This window comes from Neoaquamicrobium sediminum (assembly GCF_013240295.1).
GTDB classification, from domain to species: Bacteria; Pseudomonadota; Alphaproteobacteria; order Rhizobiales; family Rhizobiaceae; genus Aerobium; species Aerobium sediminum.
The window spans coordinates 1736132-1755292 of the sequence record NZ_JABETK010000002.1 but is presented as its reverse complement, the minus strand read 5'-3'; the positions used below and the strand labels follow the sequence as shown (position 1 = coordinate 1755292).

The 19161-nt window shown below is 64.2% G+C and carries 19 protein-coding genes and 2 pseudogenes; 8 read left to right on the top strand and 13 right to left on the bottom strand.

Annotation, left to right across the window (positions count from 1 at the left end; genetic code table 11):
• The first annotated feature begins 22 nt into the window (after positions 1–22).
• From HK436_RS20480 to HK436_RS20470, 3 genes are all read left to right on the top strand, one after another.
• Positions 23–391 (top strand): DM13 domain-containing protein, encoded by a 369-nt coding sequence (locus tag HK436_RS20480; protein ID WP_206680550.1) that lies wholly within the window; start codon positions 23–25, stop codon positions 389–391.
• A gap of 157 nt (positions 392–548) precedes the next feature.
• Positions 549–1013, top strand: coding sequence for an Rrf2 family transcriptional regulator (locus HK436_RS20475; RefSeq protein WP_173192729.1), 465 nt, complete (start codon positions 549–551; stop codon positions 1011–1013).
• Complete coding sequence (locus HK436_RS20470; protein WP_173192727.1) at positions 1003–1896, top strand: NAD(P)/FAD-dependent oxidoreductase; 894 nt, start codon at positions 1003–1005, stop codon at positions 1894–1896. Before HK436_RS20475 ends, HK436_RS20470 begins: the two co-directional genes overlap by 11 nt.
• On the opposite strand, the gene HK436_RS20465 is transcribed toward HK436_RS20470, so the two are convergent.
• The 7 genes from HK436_RS20465 to HK436_RS20435 form a co-directional block, all read right to left on the bottom strand.
• Positions 1893–2363, bottom strand: a complete 471-nt coding sequence (locus tag HK436_RS20465) for a MaoC family dehydratase (protein ID WP_173192725.1) — start codon at positions 2361–2363, stop codon at positions 1893–1895. The genes HK436_RS20470 and HK436_RS20465 overlap by 4 nt on opposite strands.
• On the bottom strand, positions 2360–2827 hold the full coding sequence (locus HK436_RS20460; protein ID WP_173192723.1) for a MaoC family dehydratase: 468 nt from the start codon (positions 2825–2827) through the stop codon (positions 2360–2362). The genes HK436_RS20465 and HK436_RS20460 overlap by 4 nt, the downstream gene beginning before the upstream one ends.
• 141 nt (positions 2828–2968) lie before the next feature.
• Positions 2969–4576, bottom strand: coding sequence for a peroxidase family protein (locus tag HK436_RS20455; protein WP_173192721.1), 1608 nt, complete (start codon positions 4574–4576; stop codon positions 2969–2971).
• A 293-nt stretch (positions 4577–4869) separates the two neighbouring features.
• The gene (gene ychF, locus HK436_RS20450) at positions 4870–5973 is read right to left on the bottom strand and encodes a redox-regulated ATPase YchF (protein WP_173192719.1); all 1104 of its coding nucleotides are present in this window, start codon (positions 5971–5973) and stop codon (positions 4870–4872) included.
• 77 nt (positions 5974–6050) lie between these two features.
• A complete protein-coding gene (locus HK436_RS20445; RefSeq protein ID WP_173192717.1) occupies positions 6051–6647 on the bottom strand; it encodes an exopolysaccharide biosynthesis protein in 597 nt (198 codons plus the stop codon).
• 50 nt (positions 6648–6697) lie between these two features.
• Complete coding sequence (gene pth / locus HK436_RS20440; protein WP_173192715.1) at positions 6698–7414, bottom strand: aminoacyl-tRNA hydrolase; 717 nt, start codon at positions 7412–7414, stop codon at positions 6698–6700.
• A 23-nt stretch (positions 7415–7437) separates the two neighbouring features.
• Entirely contained in the window at positions 7438–8076 is a 639-nt protein-coding gene (locus HK436_RS20435; RefSeq protein ID WP_173192713.1) for a 50S ribosomal protein L25/general stress protein Ctc, read from the bottom strand.
• Between the two features lie 244 nt (positions 8077–8320).
• On the opposite strand from HK436_RS20435, the gene HK436_RS20430 reads away from it, so the two are divergent.
• A complete protein-coding gene (locus HK436_RS20430) occupies positions 8321–8749 on the top strand; it encodes a YybH family protein (protein ID WP_173192711.1) in 429 nt (142 codons plus the stop codon).
• A 12-nt stretch (positions 8750–8761) separates the two neighbouring features.
• Here HK436_RS20430 and HK436_RS20425 read toward each other — a convergent pair whose 3' ends face one another.
• Complete coding sequence (locus tag HK436_RS20425) at positions 8762–9982, bottom strand: MFS transporter (protein WP_173192709.1); 1221 nt, start codon at positions 9980–9982, stop codon at positions 8762–8764.
• A 144-nt stretch (positions 9983–10126) separates the two neighbouring features.
• On the opposite strand from HK436_RS20425, the gene HK436_RS20420 reads away from it, so the two are divergent.
• The gene (locus tag HK436_RS20420) at positions 10127–10915 is read left to right on the top strand and encodes an AraC family transcriptional regulator (protein ID WP_173192707.1); all 789 of its coding nucleotides are present in this window, start codon (positions 10127–10129) and stop codon (positions 10913–10915) included.
• An 88-nt stretch (positions 10916–11003) separates the two neighbouring features.
• On the opposite strand, the gene HK436_RS20415 is transcribed toward HK436_RS20420, so the two are convergent.
• Positions 11004–11228 (bottom strand): hypothetical protein, encoded by a 225-nt coding sequence (locus tag HK436_RS20415; RefSeq protein WP_173192706.1) that lies wholly within the window; start codon positions 11226–11228, stop codon positions 11004–11006.
• Positions 11229–11337: 109 nt separating this feature from the next.
• On the opposite strand from HK436_RS20415, the gene HK436_RS20410 reads away from it, so the two are divergent.
• The 3 genes from HK436_RS20410 (at position 11338) to chrA (ending at position 15500) form a co-directional block, all read left to right on the top strand.
• On the top strand, positions 11338–12207 hold the full coding sequence (locus tag HK436_RS20410) for a LysR family transcriptional regulator (RefSeq protein WP_194248623.1): 870 nt from the start codon (positions 11338–11340) through the stop codon (positions 12205–12207).
• A 129-nt stretch (positions 12208–12336) separates the two neighbouring features.
• The gene (locus tag HK436_RS20405; RefSeq protein WP_173192702.1) at positions 12337–13950 is read left to right on the top strand and encodes an ABC-F family ATP-binding cassette domain-containing protein; all 1614 of its coding nucleotides are present in this window, start codon (positions 12337–12339) and stop codon (positions 13948–13950) included.
• A gap of 212 nt (positions 13951–14162) precedes the next feature.
• Complete coding sequence (gene chrA / locus HK436_RS20400; RefSeq protein ID WP_173192700.1) at positions 14163–15500, top strand: chromate efflux transporter; 1338 nt, start codon at positions 14163–14165, stop codon at positions 15498–15500.
• A gap of 2 nt (positions 15501–15502) precedes the next feature.
• On the opposite strand, the pseudogene HK436_RS20395 reads toward chrA, so the two are convergent.
• The 4 genes and pseudogenes from HK436_RS20395 to pgeF form a co-directional block, all read right to left on the bottom strand.
• Positions 15503–16434 (bottom strand): annotated as a pseudogene (locus HK436_RS20395) (ribose-phosphate pyrophosphokinase).
• Between the two features lie 112 nt (positions 16435–16546).
• Complete coding sequence (locus HK436_RS20390; protein ID WP_173192698.1) at positions 16547–17128, bottom strand: hypothetical protein; 582 nt, start codon at positions 17126–17128, stop codon at positions 16547–16549.
• A 61-nt stretch (positions 17129–17189) separates the two neighbouring features.
• A complete protein-coding gene (locus tag HK436_RS20385; protein ID WP_173192696.1) occupies positions 17190–18341 on the bottom strand; it encodes a M24 family metallopeptidase in 1152 nt (383 codons plus the stop codon).
• Positions 18341–19134 (bottom strand): annotated as a pseudogene (gene pgeF / locus HK436_RS20380) (peptidoglycan editing factor PgeF). Before pgeF ends, HK436_RS20385 begins: the two are co-directional and overlap by 1 nt.
• Positions 19135–19161 lie beyond the last annotated feature (27 nt).

The following is a 19161-nucleotide window of genomic DNA, read 5'->3' as shown; positions in this document are numbered from 1 at the left end:
CCCGCCGCCGGCGACCGAAACCTTGCAGGCGTCCAACGACAGCCGGCTGGTGGCAAAGGGAACGTTCATCCACGCCAATCCGAGCGACCCGATCCATTATGGAAGCGGCGGCGTTTCGCTTTATTCTGACACCGTATTTCTCAACGAGGATTTCGAGGTCGGGCCGGGACCGAAGTATCACGTCTATCTGGTCCCAAGGGCCTCGATCCGTTCCTCCGCCGACGTGGAGGACACGATGTTCGTCGATCTTGGCCAGTTGCGTGCCTTCCAGGGCAGTCAGAATTACACGATCCCGGCCGGTGTCGATCTCAACCTCTACCAAAGCGTCGTGATCTGGTGCGAGCACTTCTCGGTGCTGATCTCGCCGGCAGATCTCGATTTCGAAACCTGACGCGAGGAGCACGCTCCCGTCTGCCCAGGGCGGTGGCTCGATGGCACACACCGCCGCGTAGCGAACGAAAGCGGGGTCCAGTTGACATTCGCGTGGCCTGGATGTGCACGCAGCGGCGCTATTGACTTGCATCGCATTGTGTAACATATGAAGTTACATGAAACGCGATAGCAAACTTTCGGGCGTGCTGCACGTCCTGCTCCATATGGCCGAGCAATCCCGTCCCATCACCTCGGAGGTGCTGGCGAAAGCCATGTGCACCAACCCTGTTGTAATCCGGCGGATCATGGCGGGGCTGCGGGATGAGGGCTATGTGCGCGCCGAAAAGGGGCATGGTGGCGGCTGGACGCTCGCATGCGACTTGGAGAAGGTGACGCTTCGCGACGTCTACGACGCGCTCGGAAGCCCCGTTCTGCTCGCCATGGGCAATCGGTCGGAATCGCCCGGATGTCTCGTCGAGCAGGCGGTGAATGCCGCGCTCGACCAGACATTCAGGGACGCCGAGGCCTTGCTGCTCGCCCGGTTGGGCGAGGTGACGCTGGCTGCCCTGAGTGCCGATTTCCATAAACGCCTCTCTGCACGAGGCGGAAAACACGATCTGGAGACTGCTCATGCATCATGATGCGATCATCGTCGGCGGCAGCTTCGCCGGCCTCTCGGCGGCCATGTACCTGGCACGCGCGCGCCGTTCCGTATGCGTCGTCGATGCCGGCGCGCCGCGCAACCGCTTTGCCGAACACTCGCACGGCTTCTTCGCGCAGGACGGCAGCGCGCCTGGCGCGATCCTGGCGACGGCACGCGCACAGGTCGCGGCCTATCCAACCGTCACCTTCGTCGAAGGAAAGGTGGCAAGCGCGCAGGCACAAGGGGATGGCTTTGGCGTGCGGCTGGAGGACGGCCGGATGCTGGAAAGCGAGCGACTGGTGCTTGCCTATGGGCTGTCGGACGAACTGCCCGAGATTCCCGGCCTAAAGCAACGCTGGGGTCGCTCGGTGCTTCATTGCCCCTATTGCCACGGCTACGAATATGCGGGCCAGCGTCTCGGCGTGCTGGCGACCATGCCGGTATCGGTGCATCAGGCGATGCTGATCGCGGAATGGGGGCCCACCACTATCTTCGTCAACGACGTGCTGGAGCCGGAGCCCGAGGTGCTGGCCGAACTCGACCGCCGCGGCGTGGCAGTCGAGCGCGGCGCAGTCACCGCCTTGCACGGAGAGGGTGACGCCCTGTCGGCTGTCGAGCTTGCCGGCGGCCGCATGCGGGACGTCGATGCGCTTTTCGTCGGCCTGCGCTCGCATATGAACAGCGACATCGCCGGCCAACTCGGCTGCGCTATGGACGAGGCGCCGTTCGGCCAGATCATCCGCACGGACGGAATGCAGATGACCAGCGTGCCGAACGTCTTTGCCGCAGGCGACATCGCGCGGGGCGCGCACAGCATCGCTTTTGCTTCGGCCGATGGGGTGATGGCAGGCGTTGCCACCCACCGATCGCTGGTTTTCTAGGCGGCTTTGACGAGGACGGCACTCTCGAATTCCAGCACCTTGTCGCCGGTTGAATCGAATGCCTCGCAGGCAATCGTCAGCAGGCGCCAGCCGGGCCGCGAGGCGAGGGCGCGATGGGCGAGCGCCCGGCGCGTGAAAGTGACGGTTTCGCCGGCATAGACGGGCTTCAGCCATTTGAGATTCTGGAAACCGGGCGAGGGGCCGAACTGCGGGGCCTCGCCGACGCCATCCCAGGGCTGCTCGCCAGCGTCCTCGCGTCTCTTGAGATTGTACTTCATCCAGGTCGCGGCCGTGTGCCAGCCCGACGCGCACAGCCCGCCGAAGACGCTGTGTTTGGCTTCCTCCTCATCCATGTGGAAGCGCTGCGGATCGTATTTGGCGGCAAACGCCTTGATCTCGTCGGCCTCGAAGGTATGCGAGCCGAGCGTGATCGTTTCGCCGATGCGGAAATAGGCGTCGAGGGTCATGCCGCTTCTCCCGCCATGCGCTTGAGGAACATGCCGGTGTTCTGCAGTTCCAGCACGACCTCGCCGCGCTGGTTGACGAGTTCGTGGCGTACGGTAACGAGACCGAGATTGGGCCGCGAGGACGAGGCACGCTTTGCCGTAACAGTGCTCGTGCCGGTGAGCGTGTCGCCTGCCAACACCGGCTTCTTCCAGCGCACGTAGTCGATGCCGGGCGAGCCCTGCGAGGTCGAATCGAGCAGGAAGCCGTCGCACATCAGCCGCATGAACATGCAGCACGTATGCCAGCCTGATGCCGCCAGTCCTCCGAGGATACTGGCCTTGCCGGCTTCCTCGTCGAGATGCATCGGCTGGGCGTCGAATTCGCTCGCGAACTCGATGATCTCTTCGGCTGTGACGTGTTTCTGCCCGAGGTCGATCGTCGCCCCTTCGGCGAAATCCTCGAACGCCCAACGCTTCCCGGTCATCGGCAAATCCTGTTCATGCTTGAACAAGACTAATGCCGTCGTGATGCGCAAAAGGCAATTCCCCAAGGCATCATTTGGGTTCGGCCAACGCCGGCGCGGCAGCGGAGCCGCGCCGGCAGTCTTCAAATGCAGTCCCGTCGGTCAGTCACCCAGCGGATTGATGTCGTCGATCAGGCGCAGCATGTCGACCATGGTGAAGTCGTTCGCCTGAGCCGACGGCAGCGTCGGCTTCCAGTTTGTGCGTTGCCACAGATAGGAGGCGTGGTCGCCATGGACGAGGCCGACGAACACCTCCGATATGATCGCCGAACCCACCGGACCCAGGCGCTTTCCGTCGTGGCGAACCTTGGCCTCCTTGAGGATGTAGTACCAGAGCGGCGTTGCCGTATGCATGCCATGCTGCTTGGCGACGGCCCCATCCGTGGAGCCGCCCGAGTCCGAGGCGATCTCGTCCGGGGTGAGCGGGTTCTTGATCTTCATCGCGGTGGCAACATCCTGGCCGGAAGGAAGACCCAGTGTGACGCCGCGTTTCAGATTACGGAAGGCGAGGATGGCACTCAGGCTGGTCTCGTCCTCTCCGGGCAGTTTTGCCAGAGCCGGCACGAGATACGGGTCGATCTTCCGCGAGGGCGTCGTCGTGACGGGAGCGCCCCCGCTGTCGCCAAGCTCGAAGAAACGCCGCCAGTCGATGATCCAGTTCGACGGCAGCGTCGACACCGGTAGCGGTCCCGTTGGTGGTACGGGTGCGAGATCGCCGACGATCTGACCAGATAGGCCGGAGAAGCCAAAGAAGAGATCGAAATCCGCGCCGGTGAAGATGCGGTTGTGCGGATAGCGCTGGCGTACCATCGAGTGCCCAAGGCGGTATGCGGCCGCGGAGAATTCGACCGGCATGTAGGGCACGCGTTTGAAGCGGTAGAATTTGCGCCCGTCGTGCAGGATCTTGGCGACGATCGCGTCTCCGCAGAGCCGTTCGACGAAATCGTGCAGGATCATCCACTGGTAATGCCAGGTGACGATCCTGCGCGCTTCCATGAACACATTGTCCGGCGGGTTGGCGCTGCCGGCGACGATGTCGCAGACCTTGTTGTGGAACTTCAGGAACGCCAGGTGCGTCTGGGCGACCAGCAGGTTCTCGTCATTGCGGTGATCGCCGATCAGGGCGCGTCCCTCAGGATTGCGCGGCAGATCGTTGCGGAATGCCCCTTCGCCGGTGTCGAAATTCTTGCCGATCAGGAATTTCGGCCCCGGCTTGTTCTTGTTGTCAGGATTGCGCGCATAAAGGTGCGGGCTTCCATCCGGCCCGAGCCCGTAGATGGCGTCGAGGTCGAGGCTCGGCGTGCGGAAGTTCTCGATGCCGAGAGGGTCTTTCTCCTTGTCGCCCAGCGAGGTCATGTCCAGGCTGATGTCGTGATCGACGAACTGGCCGAGATAGGTGAAGCCGGAGGGGATGTCGTCATTGTTCCCGTCGGGCGAACCCGGCGAGGAGTCGACCATCGCCCTTGCCAGGTCTTCCAACTTCGCGTCGGAAACGCGCAAGGGTTCGAGTTTCGGGAACATCCGGCCGAACATGCCGGGGTCCTTGTGGCCCGACAGGGTATCGAGCAGCTCCCGGGTCGGATGACGACCCGCCTGGCCGTGGCCGGGCGTGGTCTTCACCGCATTTGCCTTCATCTTGAGCGAGCCGACAAGTTCGGTTGTCAGGCTCGACATGGTCTTCCTGGGTATCGTCTTGGTCTTCAGCGACATAGCCAAACTCCGTTGGCTGGAGCGCGCTACAGGCGTGCTCGGCTAACCCCCATTGCCCCCGTGGGCCGATGGCGTCGCAAAGAATAGCGGACCGGAACGCGCTGTTCCGTCCGTCCCCGTTTACCCACCCTGTCCGTGTTTCCCTTGACTCCGCACCGGAGCCATCACGGTCCCGCGATGATATTGCGGGCGGTTGCCGGCGCAACGGCTTCCTGTTGCGTCCGGCATCATCCAAACGGAGTAGCCATTACCTCTAAGGAGGTAGTTGGGAGCGGATCAGCCGGGCTCGCTGTTCAGGTGTTGAACTTGAACAGCAGCACGTCGCCGTCCTGCACGACGTACTCCTTGCCTTCGTCGCGCGCCTTGCCGGCTTCCTTCGCCGCCGTCTCGCCACCCAGCGTGACGTAATCGTTGAAAGCGATTGTCTGGGCGCGAATGAAGCCACGCTCGAAGTCGGTATGGATGACGCCGGCCGCCCGCGGAGCCTTGGAACCCTTCTCCACCGTCCAGGCGCGGGTCTCCTTCGGGCCGGCTGTGAAGTAGGTGATAAGGTTGAGCAGGTCGTAGCCGGCGCGGATCAGCCGGTCGAGGCCGGGCTCTACCAGGCCCATCGCCTCGAGATATTCCTTCGCCTCCTCGTCGGCGAGCTGCGCGACCTCCGCTTCGATCGCGGCGGAGATGACGACCGTCTTTGCGCCCTGTTTCTCGGCCATCGCCTCGACAGCCCTGGTATGCTCGTTGCCGCCGGCCGCGTCGCTTTCGGCGACGTTGCAAACGTAAAGCACAGGCTTGGACGTGAGCAGGTTCAGGCCCTGCAGGATATTGAGGTCCTCGGCCGCGATGCCGTCCAGCATCATGCGCACCGGCTTGCCGTCCTGAAGCAGCGCGAGCGACTGTTCCATCACCGGCAGGACCGTCATTGCCTCCTTCTCCTTGCCGGTGGCGCGCTTGCGCACCTGCACGATGCGGCGCTCGAGGCTTTCGAGATCGGCGAGCATCAACTCCGTCTCGACGGTCTCGGCGTCTGCGACCGGATCGATGCGGCCCTCGACATGGGTGATGTCGTCATCCTCGAAGCAGCGCAGCACATGCACGATGGCGTCGACCTCGCGGATGTTGGCCAGGAACTGATTGCCCAGCCCTTCGCCCTTCGAGGCGCCGCGCACCAGACCGGCAATGTCCACGAATGATATGCGGGTGGGGATGATCTCCTTGGACTTGGCGATCCCGGCGATCTGCTGCAACCGGCTGTCGGGCACAGCGACCTCGCCGGTGTTCGGCTCGATCGTGCAGAAGGGATAGTTTGCGGCCTGTGCCGCGGCCGTCTTGGTCAGTGCGTTGAACAGCGTCGACTTGCCGACGTTGGGCAACCCAACGATGCCGCATTTGAAACCCATGATGTGGTCCTATCGGGAAAGCAGAATTTGCACAGGGCTATGGGCGAAACGGTCGATGATCGTCAACCCCCGAAGGTCTAGCCAGTCGAGACAACGCCCAACGCGAGCGATGCCGCGCCACCAAGCACGAGCAGCCCCATCACTACAAGCAGCCCGTCGCGCGCGAGCATCGCCAGCGCAAACAGCGAAATCGTCGCCGCGATTATGGTGGATGACATCGGCACCAGTTCCAGCACCGGAATGACCATTGACAGCAGCAAACAGACGAGCGCCCACACGCGCGCCATGGGTGGATCGACCAGCATTGTCAGCCGCTTCCGTGTCAGGCGATCGATATAGCGGGCGGGCCGCTCTATACGGCCGATGACACGCTCCAGGCGCTGCTGCTCGATGGTGCGGTTGAGGATGAAGGCCGGCAGCCACAGCCTGTCTCGGCCAATGACCATCTGGATCGCCACCAGTGCGACGATCGTCCCGCAGAACGTCGACAGGCCGATGATTGCGCTGGCAGGGGTCACGATAATCAGGGCAGGCGCCAGAATGAGTGGCGGGAACGCGTCGTCGCCGATGCGGTGGACGATTTCGCGCACCGACACACGTTCCTCCGCAGCGCCGGCTTCCTCGACGCATTCGAGCACGTCCTCGACCGATTCGGGTTCGCAATCGTCCTTCATGATGTCAACAGACGCCTGGCAGTGCCGATTGGTTCCGGCGAAAGCCCGATTCAGCCCTTGTCGCCGAAAAGCTTCTTGAGCATCGCCGCCATCGGGCCGGTCTCGGGAACCTGCATGGCATTCGGCCGGGGACGTGCCTGCCGGATATGGCTCTTGCCGGGTGTGGCGGGCCGCTCGGCCTTAGGGGCCGGCTCTTCCGTGCCCTGTACGGCAAGGCTGGTCTTGTTCATGAAGCCATTGTTGTCGCCGGCAACGAGCTTGTCCGCATTGTCAGCGATGGCCTCGAGCAGCGGCTCCAGCCACTCCCGATCCGATTTTGCGAAGTCGCCGAGTACGTGGTGGGTCACCATCTCCTTGACGCCTGGATGGCCGATGCCGATGCGCATGCGGCGATACTCCTTGCCGCAATGGGCGTCGATGGAGCGGATGCCGTTGTGGCCGCCGGCGCCGCCGCCGGTCTTGATGCGCACCTTTCCGGGGGCAAGGTCGAGCTCGTCATACATGACCAGCAGATCGGCCGGCGAAAGCTTGTGAAAGCGCATGGCCTCGCCGACCGACTGGCCGGATAGGTTCATGAAGGTCTGCGGCTTGATGAGAAGCACCTTCTGGCCGGCAATGCGGCCTTCGGCGATCAGCCCCTGGAACTTTTTCGACCAGGGGGCGAAGGAATGGCGGCGGGCGATTTCGTCCGCCGCCATGAAGCCGACATTGTGCCGGTTGTCTTCGTATTTCGGGCCGGGATTGCCCAAACCAGCGATGAGCAGCATGGCGGGTACTCCCGGCGCGGCGACTATTCCTCGTCGCCCTCTTCTTCGTTTTCGTCCTCGACCTCAGCCGCCTCTTCGTCGGCCTCGGACTTGAGGCCAGCCGGCGCAGCGATGGTGGCGATCGTGAAATCGCGGTCGGTGATCGTCGGCTTCACGTCCTTCGGCAGGGTGACCGAGGAGATGTGGATCGAGTCGCCCAGGTCGGTGCCTGCCAGATCGACCTCGATGAAGTCGGGGATCTCGTTGGCCGGGACATGCGCCTCGATATCGTGACGCACGACGTTCAGCACGCCGCCGCGCTTGATACCGACGGACTTCTCTTCATTGATGAAGTGAACCGGGATGTTGACGGTGACGACCGTGTTCTTGCTGACCCGCAGGAAGTCCACGTGCATCGGAAAATCGCGCACCGGATCGAGCTGGTAGTCCTTGGGCAGGACCTGGATCTTCTTGCCGTCGACGTTGATCGTGGCGATGGTGGTCATGAAACCGCCGCCATGAATCTTGTAGTAGACGTCCTTGTAGTTCAGGGCGATAGACAGCGGGGTCTGCTTGTCGCCGTAAATGACTGCTGGCACCATACCGTTGCGACGAAGTTCCCGGGCGGACCCCTTACCGACCCGTTCGCGCGCCTCGGCCTTGAGCTCGTAAGACTGGCTCATGGCATTTCCTTTCGTTTCGTAGCTGGAGCGTTCGCGGGCCTGAGCCCTCAAACGTCGAAAGCGGCTCTGCAGCCGCTCCCATCCGCGTTGCCTCCAAGGGTGTCTACGCGGGTGGCGGTCCTATAGCGGAAGAGGGGGCCCGACGCAACATTTCCGGTCGATCCGAAAAAGTGGCCTCCGGTGTCGGGGTCGACAAGGCGTCTGCGTCCTTGGAAGGAAAATAATGCAATCGATGGAGGCGACCATGACATTCGACAAAGACAAGGCAAGCATCGCGGCAGTGCTCGACGCAGTTCGTGAAGGCCACCGCCGAAAGGATGCCGCTTCCATTGGCGCGCAGTTTGCGACTGAAGCAGTCCTTTTCGACTTGGCGCCGCCGCTGGCTCACGGGTTCGATGTTCCGGGCATGGCGGCGTGGCTCGACAAGTGGGAGGGGCCTGTGGAGATCGAAGAGCGTGACCTGAAGGTCGTCGTCAGCGGCGATCTTGCTGTCTGCTATGGCCTGCAGAAGATGGCTGCCATCACGGGGGAGGGCGAGAGTGCCGAATGGTGGCAGCGGCTGACCGTGTGTCTCGCCCGAACCGATGGAGAATGGAAGATCGTCCACGAACACACGTCAGTGCCATTCCACATGGATGGCAGTTTTCGGGCTGCGGTCGACCTTGAACCTTAACGAACCATCCCGTCAGCCGCTGGGGCTCCCGACGCGCAATTCCCGCGTTCCGGGCAGGAAAATCGTCAGCAGGCCGAGGAACGGCAGGTACGAGCAGATCTGATAGACCCATTCGATGCCGTTTGTGTCGGCCAGCACGCCGAGTACGGCGGCCGCGATGCCGCCCATGCCGAAGGCGAAGCCGAAGAAGATGCCGGCGATCATACCCACACGGCCCGGCACGAGCTCCTGTGCGAAGACGACGATGGCAGGGAACGCCGACGCCATGATGACGCCGATCGCGAAGGAAAGTACACCGCTCCAGAAAAGGTCGGCATAGGGCAGTGCGAGCGTGAACGGCAACACGCCGAGGATCGAGAACCAGATCACCGTCTTGGAGCCGAACCGGTCGCCGATGGGGCCGCCCATTACGGTGCCCAGCGCCATTGCGCCCAGGAACAGGAACAGCATCATCTGCGACTGCTGCACGGTCACGTCGAACTTCTCGATCAGGAAGAAGGTGTAGTAGCTCGTCACGCTGGCCGTGTAGATGTTCTTGGTGAAGACCAGTAGCGCGAGAACGACGAGCGCGATCAGGATACGCTTGCGCGGCAGCGGCAGCGCCGTGCTCAAGGGGCTGCGTCCGGCATTCGCGGCTTGGTAGCGTCCGTACCAGTTTCCGACCTGGCGCAGGATCAACATGCCCAGAAGGGCGATCAGCGAGAACCAGGCAACGCTCGTCTGCCCTCGTGGAACGACGATGAAGGCGGCGAGCAGCGGCCCGATGGCCGTGCCAAAATTGCCGCCGACCTGGAACAGCGACTGTGCCAGCCCGTAGCGGCCGCCGGATGCGAGCCGGGCTACGCGCGAGGCCTCCGGATGGAAGATAGCCGAGCCGATGCCGATCATCGCCGCGCCGGCGAGCAGCAGCGGATAGTTCGATGCGAAAGCCAGCAGCAGCAGGCCGCACATGCTCGAAGCCATGCCGACGGGCAGTGATTGCGGCATCGGCCTGCGGTCGGTGTAGAGGCCGATTGCGGGCTGCAGCAGCGAGGCGGTCACCTGGAAGGTGAGCGTGAGCAGGCCGATCTGCCAGAAGTCGAGTGCGTAATCCGTCTTCAGCATTGGGTAGATGGCGGCCAGCAACGATTGCAGGACGTCGTTGAGCAGGTGGCACAGGCTCACCGCCAGAATGACGGGAAAGACGGTGTTTTCGGCCGCCGGCCGGGACGCGCCTGCTGCGATGTCGGACAAGATGTTCACCCTGATGATGGTTCGTCTGCTCCATAGCGCTGTTGCAGGCGGCCGTCCTTCGTGGTTTGGTCGACTTCTTTCGCAGGTGGGCCATGCTTGGGGGTGGAGGTTGTGAAACAAACCAGCGATGATCACGTGGCAGCAATGTCCGACGATCTGCAGGGCCGTCTCGACTGGATCGAGACGGCGTCGGGTGCTGTCGTGGCGTCGGCCTCCGACTTTCCGGACGGGCACCGCGTGACGCCGCACCGGCACGGCCGCGCGCAACTCCTCCATGCGCTTTCCGGCGTCGTGATGATCTCGACCGGGCAAGGGCGATGGATGGTGCCGGCGGATCATGCGATGTGGATTCCGGCAGGCGTCGAGCATGCCGTCGACATGCTGGGTCTGGTGCGGATGCGCTCGGCCTATGTGCTGCAGGGTGCAGCACCCGACCTTCCCGATACGCTGCGCGTGCTGGCCATGACCGACCTGATGCGCAGCCTGATCGTGGAAGCCGTGCAGATCGGGACCGCCGAGGGCACCGCAGGGCGTGCGGCGGCGATCATGAACCTCATCCTGCTGGAAATTCCCAATCTCGAGGAGCGCCCGTTTGCCTTGCCGTTTCCCGCCGACCCTCGGCTGGCTGCGCTCTGCCGGCGGTTCGTCACCACGCCGTCACCACATGCAACCATCGATGATTGGGCTGCGGCATGCGGAATGAGCAGGCGTAGCTTCACGCGCGCCTTCCTGCGCGAGACGGGATTGAGCCTGTCCGTCTGGCGGCGGCAGGCGACGCTGTTTGCGGCGCTGCCGCGCCTGGCCGACGGCGTGCCGGTGACCACCGTCGCGCTAGATCTTGGCTATGACAGCGTACCGGCTTTCACCACCATGTTCCGGCGCATGCTCGGTGCGTCGCCTCGCCGCTACATGCGCGGACAGCCGGACGGCTGAAGTCCGCCGATCACGCAAAAGAACCCGCCGACATTTCCGTCGGCGGGCGAGCGAGGTTCGTTGCGCGGCGCGACGGTTCGCGCGGCGTCTAAAGCGACCACAGAGTGCTGTCGCGGGACCGCTCGTGCCAGAACATGCCTTCGGCGCCGAGCACGTCCTCGCGGGTCAGCCCCGCGTCGCGCAGCAGGCGATCGTTACGTTTGTCCAGCACGGCACGCAAAGCGGCGCCGATGCGGCCTTCGCTGGCCGTGCGCTCTTCTCTGTTGCTTCTCCGCGTGTCCTCCAGGCCGGACAGGCCGATCGCCATAGCCATGACGACAACTCCTTCATTTGCTTGCCCACGAAGTAGGTGTCGCTTTGACATTTGACAAACGAATATCCATCATGGCTGGCATGAGAAAAGGGAATGCCTCGTCGTGACCATGCACCTCGATAGCGACCTGCTGCGGACTTTCGTCGCGGTGGCCGACATGGAGAACTTCACCAAGGCCGCCGGCGTGGTGGGACGTACCCAGTCGGCGGTCAGTCTCCAGATCAAGCGGCTGGAGGACATGGTCGGCGATCCGCTGTTCGAGCGTGGGCCGCGCGGCGTCGCGCTCACCCGGCGCGGCGAGGAATTGCTGGTCAACGCCAGGCGTATCGTCTCGCTGCTCGACGAGACGGCGGCTTCGCTGACGGCGCCTGCCCTCGAAGGGCGGGTAAGCATCGGCATTCCCGAGGAATACGGGACGACCGTGCTGCCGCGCGCGCTGGCGACGTTCAACAACATGCATTCCAATGTCGAGATCATGGTGCGCTATGCCAGCTCGTCGGCACAGATGGCGGCGCTGGAGCGGGGCGACCTCGACCTTGCGGTCGTCTTCGAATGGCAGGATTCGCCCCGGCGCGAGGTGCTCATGGTGGATCCGACGGTGTGGGCGACCTCCGAGACCCATCATGTCCACGAACAGTCCCCGGTGCCGATAGCGCTCTACGAGAATTCCGGCTGGTGTACCGAGTTCGCCATCCGGTCGCTGGAAAATCTAGGGCTGGACTATCGCGTCGCGTATCGCAGCGACATGAGCAGCGGGCTCAAGCTTGCCGTGGCATCAGGCCTTGCGATCGCGCCCCTGTCGCGCAGCAACATTCCGTCCGGCTGCCGTGAGTTGACGACGGAGGACGGCTTCGGCGGGATCGATGCGTCCAACGTCGTGCTCTACCAGCGCCCGACGGCGCGCGGCGCGGCCGTCAACGGCATGGCGGATGCGATCCGCGATGCGTTCCGTATACAGCACGGGATTGTCGCAGCCTGACAGGGCAGGGGTTCAAACCAGCGCCGAAAGGCCCTATATCGGCAGCGACCGATTTTGAAGGAGTGACACCGATGAACGATGCAAAGCGCGCCATCCCCGCCCGTTTCGCATCCATTATTCCGGTGTCGCATGCCTGTTCTTTCCCTTCACGACCTTTCCTTCCGGCTTCCTGACGGCCGGCCGCTTTTCGAAAACCTCAGTCTCGCCTTTGGGCCCGAACGCACCGGCCTTGTCGGGCGCAACGGGGTCGGCAAGTCTTCGCTGATCGCGATTCTTGCCGGTGAGGTGGCGCCGACTTCGGGCGCCGTACGGGGGAGCGGGCGCGTTGCGCTGCTGCGGCAGATGGCCGATGTCGGTGACGACGAAACGGTGGCGAGCCTGTTTGGCGTCGTCGACCAACTGGCATTGCTGGACAAAATCGAAGCCGGTCGCGCCAGTGTCGAGGAGATCGCCGAGGCAGACTGGACATTGGAGCCGCGCCTCGACAAGGCGCTCGCCGATGTCGGGCTTGCAGGCATCGCGCCCGGGCGGCAGCTCGTGAGCCTCAGTGGTGGCCAGAGAACACGCGCGGCGCTGGCGGCACTCTCCTTCGACCGGCCCGACATGATCCTGCTGGATGAGCCCACGAACAACCTCGACCGCGACGGGCGGAAGATGTTGCACGGCTTCCTTGAAAGCTGGAAGGGCGGCGCGATCGTCGTCAGCCATGACAGGGCGCTGCTCAACCGGATGGACAGGATCGTGGAGCTTTCGTCGCACGGCGCGCGCAGCTATGGCGGCGGCTACGATGCCTATCGCGAACAGCGCGATGTCGAGAAGGCGCTGGCGGAACGGGAGGCCGAAGCCGCCGACCGCAACTCACGGCAGGTGGCCCGCGCCGCCCAGGCCGCACGTGAACGCCAGGCGAAACGGGATTCTGCGGGGCGCAAGGCGCGGGCGACGAGTTCCGACCCGAAAATTCTGCTCGATGCACGCCAGCAGCGCGCGGAGGCGACCGCCGCGCGCAACAGCGGGATTGCCGGACGGCTGGAAGCGGAGGCAAACGAACGGCTGAGCCGCAGCCGTGAAGCGCTCGAGCGGGTGACGCCGTTCACGGCGGGCGTCGCTTCCCGCGACGTGCCGGCGGGCAAACTGCTCGTCGACGCCCGCGACCTTGCGGTCGGGTTCGATGGTCGGCCGCTGGCCACGATCACGCTGAACGTCACCGGGCCGGAACGGATCGCAATCGTCGGGCCGAACGGTTCCGGAAAATCCACCCTGCTGAAAACGCTGGCGAGCATCATTCCGCCACTCAGAGGCGAACTCCGCGTCGAGGCGAGCCTTGCCTTCTTCGACCAGCATGTCAGCCTGCTGGAACCGCGTATGTCGATCCTCGAAAACTACCGGCGCATCAACCCGGGCGCCAGCGAGTTCGAGTGTCGTTCGGCGCTGGCGCGCTACGCATTTCGCGCCGATGCCGCCTTGCAGGTCGTCGGTACGCTATCGGGCGGCGAGAGGTTGCGGGCGGGGCTGGCGTGCGTGGCCGCCGGCCAGACACCGCCGGAACTCCTGATCCTCGACGAGCCGACCAACCACCTTGACCTCGATTCCGTCGCCGAGGTGGAAGACGGCCTCAACACCTTCGGCGGCGCGCTGCTGGTGGTCAGCCACGATGAAGCATTTCTGGAGGCGATCGGTATCGAGCGGCAAATTTTCCTTGAACATGACGGCAACGTTATCAAGCTGTCGCAGATACGCGGATAGGCAGTAGCATAAAACAGTAGTGCTTCCTTCGAGGCTCGCTGCGCTCGCACCTCAGGATGAGGGAGGTGCGCTGATCGAACCAGCTCACAGGGGGCTTGATGGACGCCGAGCCCACGAGCTTACCAGAACGCGGCACAGCGCTCCTCATCCTGAGGTGCGAGCGCAGCGAGCCTCGAAGGACGCAGGGCGTTGTCACCGGAGCCTTGGATACGATGGATCAGAAAGACCGGGTGAGACCCGTTTCGGAACCCGGCATCGGAGAGCTCTTCGCCGTATTCGCCAAGATCGGCCTGCTGTCGTTCGGCGGCCCGGCCGGCCAGATCGCGCTAATGCACCGCGTGCTCGTCGAGGAAAAGCGCTGGCTGGACGAGCCGCGTTTCCTGCACGCGCTGAACTACTGCATGCTCCTGCCAGGGCCGGAGGCGATGCAGCTTGCCACCTATGCCGGCTGGCTCGTGCAGGGCGTGCGCGGCGGGCTCATGGCTGGTCTGCTTTTCGTGCTGCCGGGTGCCGCCGTGCTCATCGCGCTGTCGACGATCTACCTGCTGGCTGGAGAGGTGACGCTGGTCCAGGGCCTGCTCTTCGGCCTGAAGGCGGCCGTGCTGGCCGTAGTGCTGGAAGCGCTGATAAAGGTGTCCAGCCGCGCGCTGAAGAGCCGATGGCTGGGGGTGCTCGCCGTTGTTGCGTTCGTCGCCATCGCGTTCCTGCAGGTGCCATTCCCGCTGATCGTGCTCGGCGCCGCACTCGTGGGTGCTGCTGCGCATCTGCTCTCCGGGCGTTCGGACAGCGACACGGCGGATTTAGCCGATACCGGACAGGCCATGCCGGAATGGGCAAGCCCATCGTGGTCGCGTTTTATTCGCACCAGTGCCGTCTGGCTGGCAATCTGGCTGCTGCCGCTCTTCCTGGTGCAGGCTGCGCTTGGCATGGAGCATGTCTTTTCGCAGGAAGCGCGCTTCTTCTCCGTCATGGCGACGGTGACCTTTGGCGGCGCATATGCCGTTCTGGCCTACGTCGCCCAGCAGGCGGTCGAGGTCTACGGATGGCTTCGGCCAGACGAGATGCTGACCGGGCTGGGGCTGGCCGAGACGACGCCCGGGCCGCTGATCCTCGTTTTGCTGTTCGTCGGTTATCTCGGCGGCGCGCGCCTTGCGGCACTAGAGCCGGTCACCGGCGGGGTGCTGGGTGCGCTGGTGGCGCTGTGGTTCACCTTCGCGCCGTGCTTCCTGTGGATTTTCGCCGGCGCGCCCTATGTCGAGACGGTGCGCAACGTGCGCTGGCTGGCCGCCGCGCTTGCGGGGGTGACGGCTGCCGTTGTGGGCGTGATCGCCAATCTGGCCCTGTGGTTCGCGATTCATGTGCTTTTCGCGACCGTGGAAGAGCGTGGCTTCGGCCCGTTCAGCGTCGCCGTGCCCGACCCCGCCAGCTTCGATCCGGCAGCGGCCGTCATCGGGCTGGCTGCGGCCATCGCACTCTTGCGCCTGAAAATCGGGATGATCCCGGTGCTGGCCGCGTCGGCGCTGGCCGGGATGGTCTGGCTGCTCGCCTGAGCCTAGTCGAAGAGGCTCGAAACCGATTCCTCGGTGGCTGTCCGCGAGATCGCCTCGCCGATCAGGTCGGCGATCGAGACGACGCGTATGTTGTGCGCGGCCTCGACCCCTGATGTCGGCTGGATGGAATCAGTGGTCACCAGTTCCTTGAGTTGCGAGGAGGCGATGCGCGCGACCGCGCCGCCCGACAGAACGCCGTGGGTGATATAGGCCGTGACGCTGGTGGCGCCGTTTGCCAGAAGCGCATCGGCGGCATTGCAGAGCGTGCCGCCGGAATCGACGATGTCGTCGATCAGCAGACAGTCCTTGCCGCGCACGTCGCCGATGATGTTCATTACTTCCGATCGCCCGGCTTCTCGCGGCGCTTGTCGACGATGGCCAGAAGCGCATCGAGCCGCTTGGCGAGCGCGCGGGCGCGCACGACGCCGCCGACGTCGGGCGATACCACCATCACGTTCGGCAGTTCGTAGTTGCGCTTCACGTCGCGGGCGAGCACCGGCACCGCAAAGAGGTTGTCGGTCGGGATGTCGAAGAAGCCCTGGATCTGGCCTGCGTGAAGATCGAGCGTGAGGACACGGTCGGCGCCGGCCTGGGTGATCAGGTTGGCGACCAGCTTGGCCGAGATCGGCGTGCGGCCCGAGGCGCGGCGGTCCTGCCGGGCATAGCCGAAATAGGGAATGACCGCCGTGATGCGGCGCGCCGAGGACCGACGGAAAGCGTCGATCATGATCAGCAGTTCCATCAGGTGGTCGTTGGCCGGGTACGACGTCGACTGGAGAACGAAAACATCCTCGCCGCGCACGTTCTCCTGGATCTCGACGAATATCTCTTGGTCGGCGAAGCGCCTGACGCTGGCCTTGCCCAGCGAGATATTGAGGTAGCGGGCGACGGCTTCGGCCAGCACCCGGTTGGAGTTGCCCGCAAAAAGCTTCATGAAATTTCCCCGGCGAAGGATATGAGCGGGCTTTTACCGGTGTGAGCCGGTATTGCAAGCGCGAAGGGGACGATTTCCCCTCTATCTCGCTCGGCAAATGGCTTTTGCCGCATCAGCCGGGCCGCGCGACGAGCCAGTTGGCCAACTCGTCGACGGTGCGGTCGGCTATCGATTCCATCGTTGCCGGGTCCACCGACGACCAGCCTTCACCGCGCGCGGCCGACGTTGCCTGCCCCTGAATACGGTGAATGCGCGTGCCCGCGGGGTCGACCACATCCCACACATAGATGACCGTCGTGCGTCCGTCGTCGGCGATCGTCGAGAAGTAGCCCTTCATCACCAGCGTGGCCGAGCTGTCGCCGGACTGCACCAGCGTGATGCCGCGCTGGGTCGCGCGTGCGGTGAGCCGTGCTGCCAAAGGCGTCGATGCCTCGCTGGCTGCACCCACAACCGGCGCGAACTGCACGCGGGCGTCGGTGGTGATCGCCGCCACGTTGGTTTGCTGGCCGGCCGCGGGCTGAGCGGCGGGAGCGGGGGCTGCCGGTTCCGCCGACGGCGAATCCACCTGCGGCGGCAAGGTCGGCGTGTCGGCGCTGACGAGTGCCGACGGTTCGAGCACGTCCTGCGTGCTGGTGCAGGCGGAAAGCACCAGCGCGGTGCCGAACAACATTGCGTAAAGGGCCGGGCGTGACATGCCGATAGTCCTCCTGTGCGCCGGGATGCGGGCGCACCGGTTTTCGTCCCTCATAATGGAATCACTGGACGATCAAGTCGAGATCATGGCGGGACAGCGGTTTTGGGTCCCCATCGGTCGTCAGATATGTCCGGCCGAGCGTCATCGCGGTTTCGCTGTCTGAATCCATGATGATCATGTGGGCGAACAGGGTCATGTCGGGCGCGATCGGCTCGGGATTGCCTCCGTAGAACATCGGCATGTCCATCCAGGACGGCGTGAACCGCGCGCCAACCGAATAGCCGCACGCGTTGAGCCGATGCCGGGTCAGGCCGTGCGCTTCCATCACCCGGGCATGGGCATCGAACACGTCGCCGAAGGTCTTGCCCGGCACCATGGCCTTTTCCACGGCAAGCAGCGCTTCCCGCGCGGCCTCGAACAGCTCCTGATGCCGCTTGGATGCCTTGCCGGTCAGGATCGTGCGCATCATCGGTGCGTGATAATGGTGGAAGACGCCGGCCCATTCGAGCGTGAGCTGGTCGTTCTTGTTGAGCTTGCGGCGGCCCGCCTTGTAGCGGCAGAGCAGCGCATCGGCGCCGGAGCCGATGATGAACTCGTTGGCGGGGTAATCGCCGCCGCCCGCGAAGACGGCGCCCTGCATTGCGGCAAGGATCGCGCCCTCGTCGCCGCCCTGCTTGATGAGAGGCAGCGCCGCATCGAGCGCATCGTCGGCGAGTGCCGCGGCCTTCTGCGCCTTGGCGATCTCGGCCGCGCTCTTGAGCAGGCGCAGCCGCTGCATGATGTCGGATGCGTCCTCGGCGGTTGCGAACGTCTTGAGCTGCTCGTCCAGCAGCCGGCCGTTCTTCGCCGTCAGACCGTGCGTGTCATATTCAACGCCGATGCGGCATCCCAGCAGATCCATGTCGTTGAGCAGGTTGCGCAGTTCGGCGGCCGGATTGGCCCCGTCACGGTCCGTCCACACCACGATGTTGTCGAGGATGGAGGTGTGGCGTGCCTGACGCAGGTCGGCCGAGCGCGTCATCAGCACCATCGAGCCGTCTGCCTTTACTACAAGGCACTGGAAGAAGCAGAAGCCGAACGTGTCGTAACCCGTCAGCCAGTACATGCTCTCCTGTGCGAAGAGCAGCATGGCATCCAGCTTGCGGTCGGCCATCTCGATGATGAGACGATCACGTCGCGCGTCGAACTCGGTCTTTTCGAAATGCAGCGCCATCAGCGGTCCTCCAGAACGATCGCCGAAATCTGGCGTCCATAGTCGGGCTCCTTGCGGTGCGTTGCGCGCCGGTAGGAGAAGAAACTGGCCTCGTCGGCATAGGTGCAACGGCCGATCGCGCTCGCCGCCACGCCGGCCCGCAGCAGGCGCTCGACCGTGTAGCGGTTGAGATCGAACATCGCGTGGCCGGCCTGCTTTGAGGGTGTGAAGTAATCTTGGTTCGCCGGATCAGCCTCGACGAAACGCTGAACGAATTCCGGGCCGACCTCGTAGTTTTCCGGGCCGATCGATGGGCCAAGCACGGCGGCGATGCGCTCCGCTTCGCGCCCAGCCCTTCCATAGCCTCGATCGTGGATTCCAGCACGCCCGTCAGCGCGCCCTTCCAGCCGGCATGGGCGGCGCCGATCACGCCGGCCTCGCTATCGGCGTAGAGCACCGGACCGCAATCGGCAGCCAGTACGCCGAGCGCAATGCCGGGCCTATCGGTGACCATGGCGTCGGCTTTGGGTCGCGGTAAGCCGAAAGGCTCGCGTACGACGAGCGCATCGGGCGAATGAACCTGATAAAGGGTCAGCAGCCGGTCGGCTCCGACGCCCATCCATGCCGCAACGCGGCGGCGATTCTCGATGACGCTTTCGGTCGAATCCTGCGAGCCGACACCGGCGTTCAGGCCCTTGTAGATGCCATCCGAGACACCGCCGGCACGGGTGAAGAACCCGTGCCTGACGCCGCTTTGCGCGAATCTCTCAAGCACCGGAGACCGGATCGGGTCCGGTCGAACAGTTTCCAGCATGCGCCGCCTTTGTCCCTTCGTGCCACC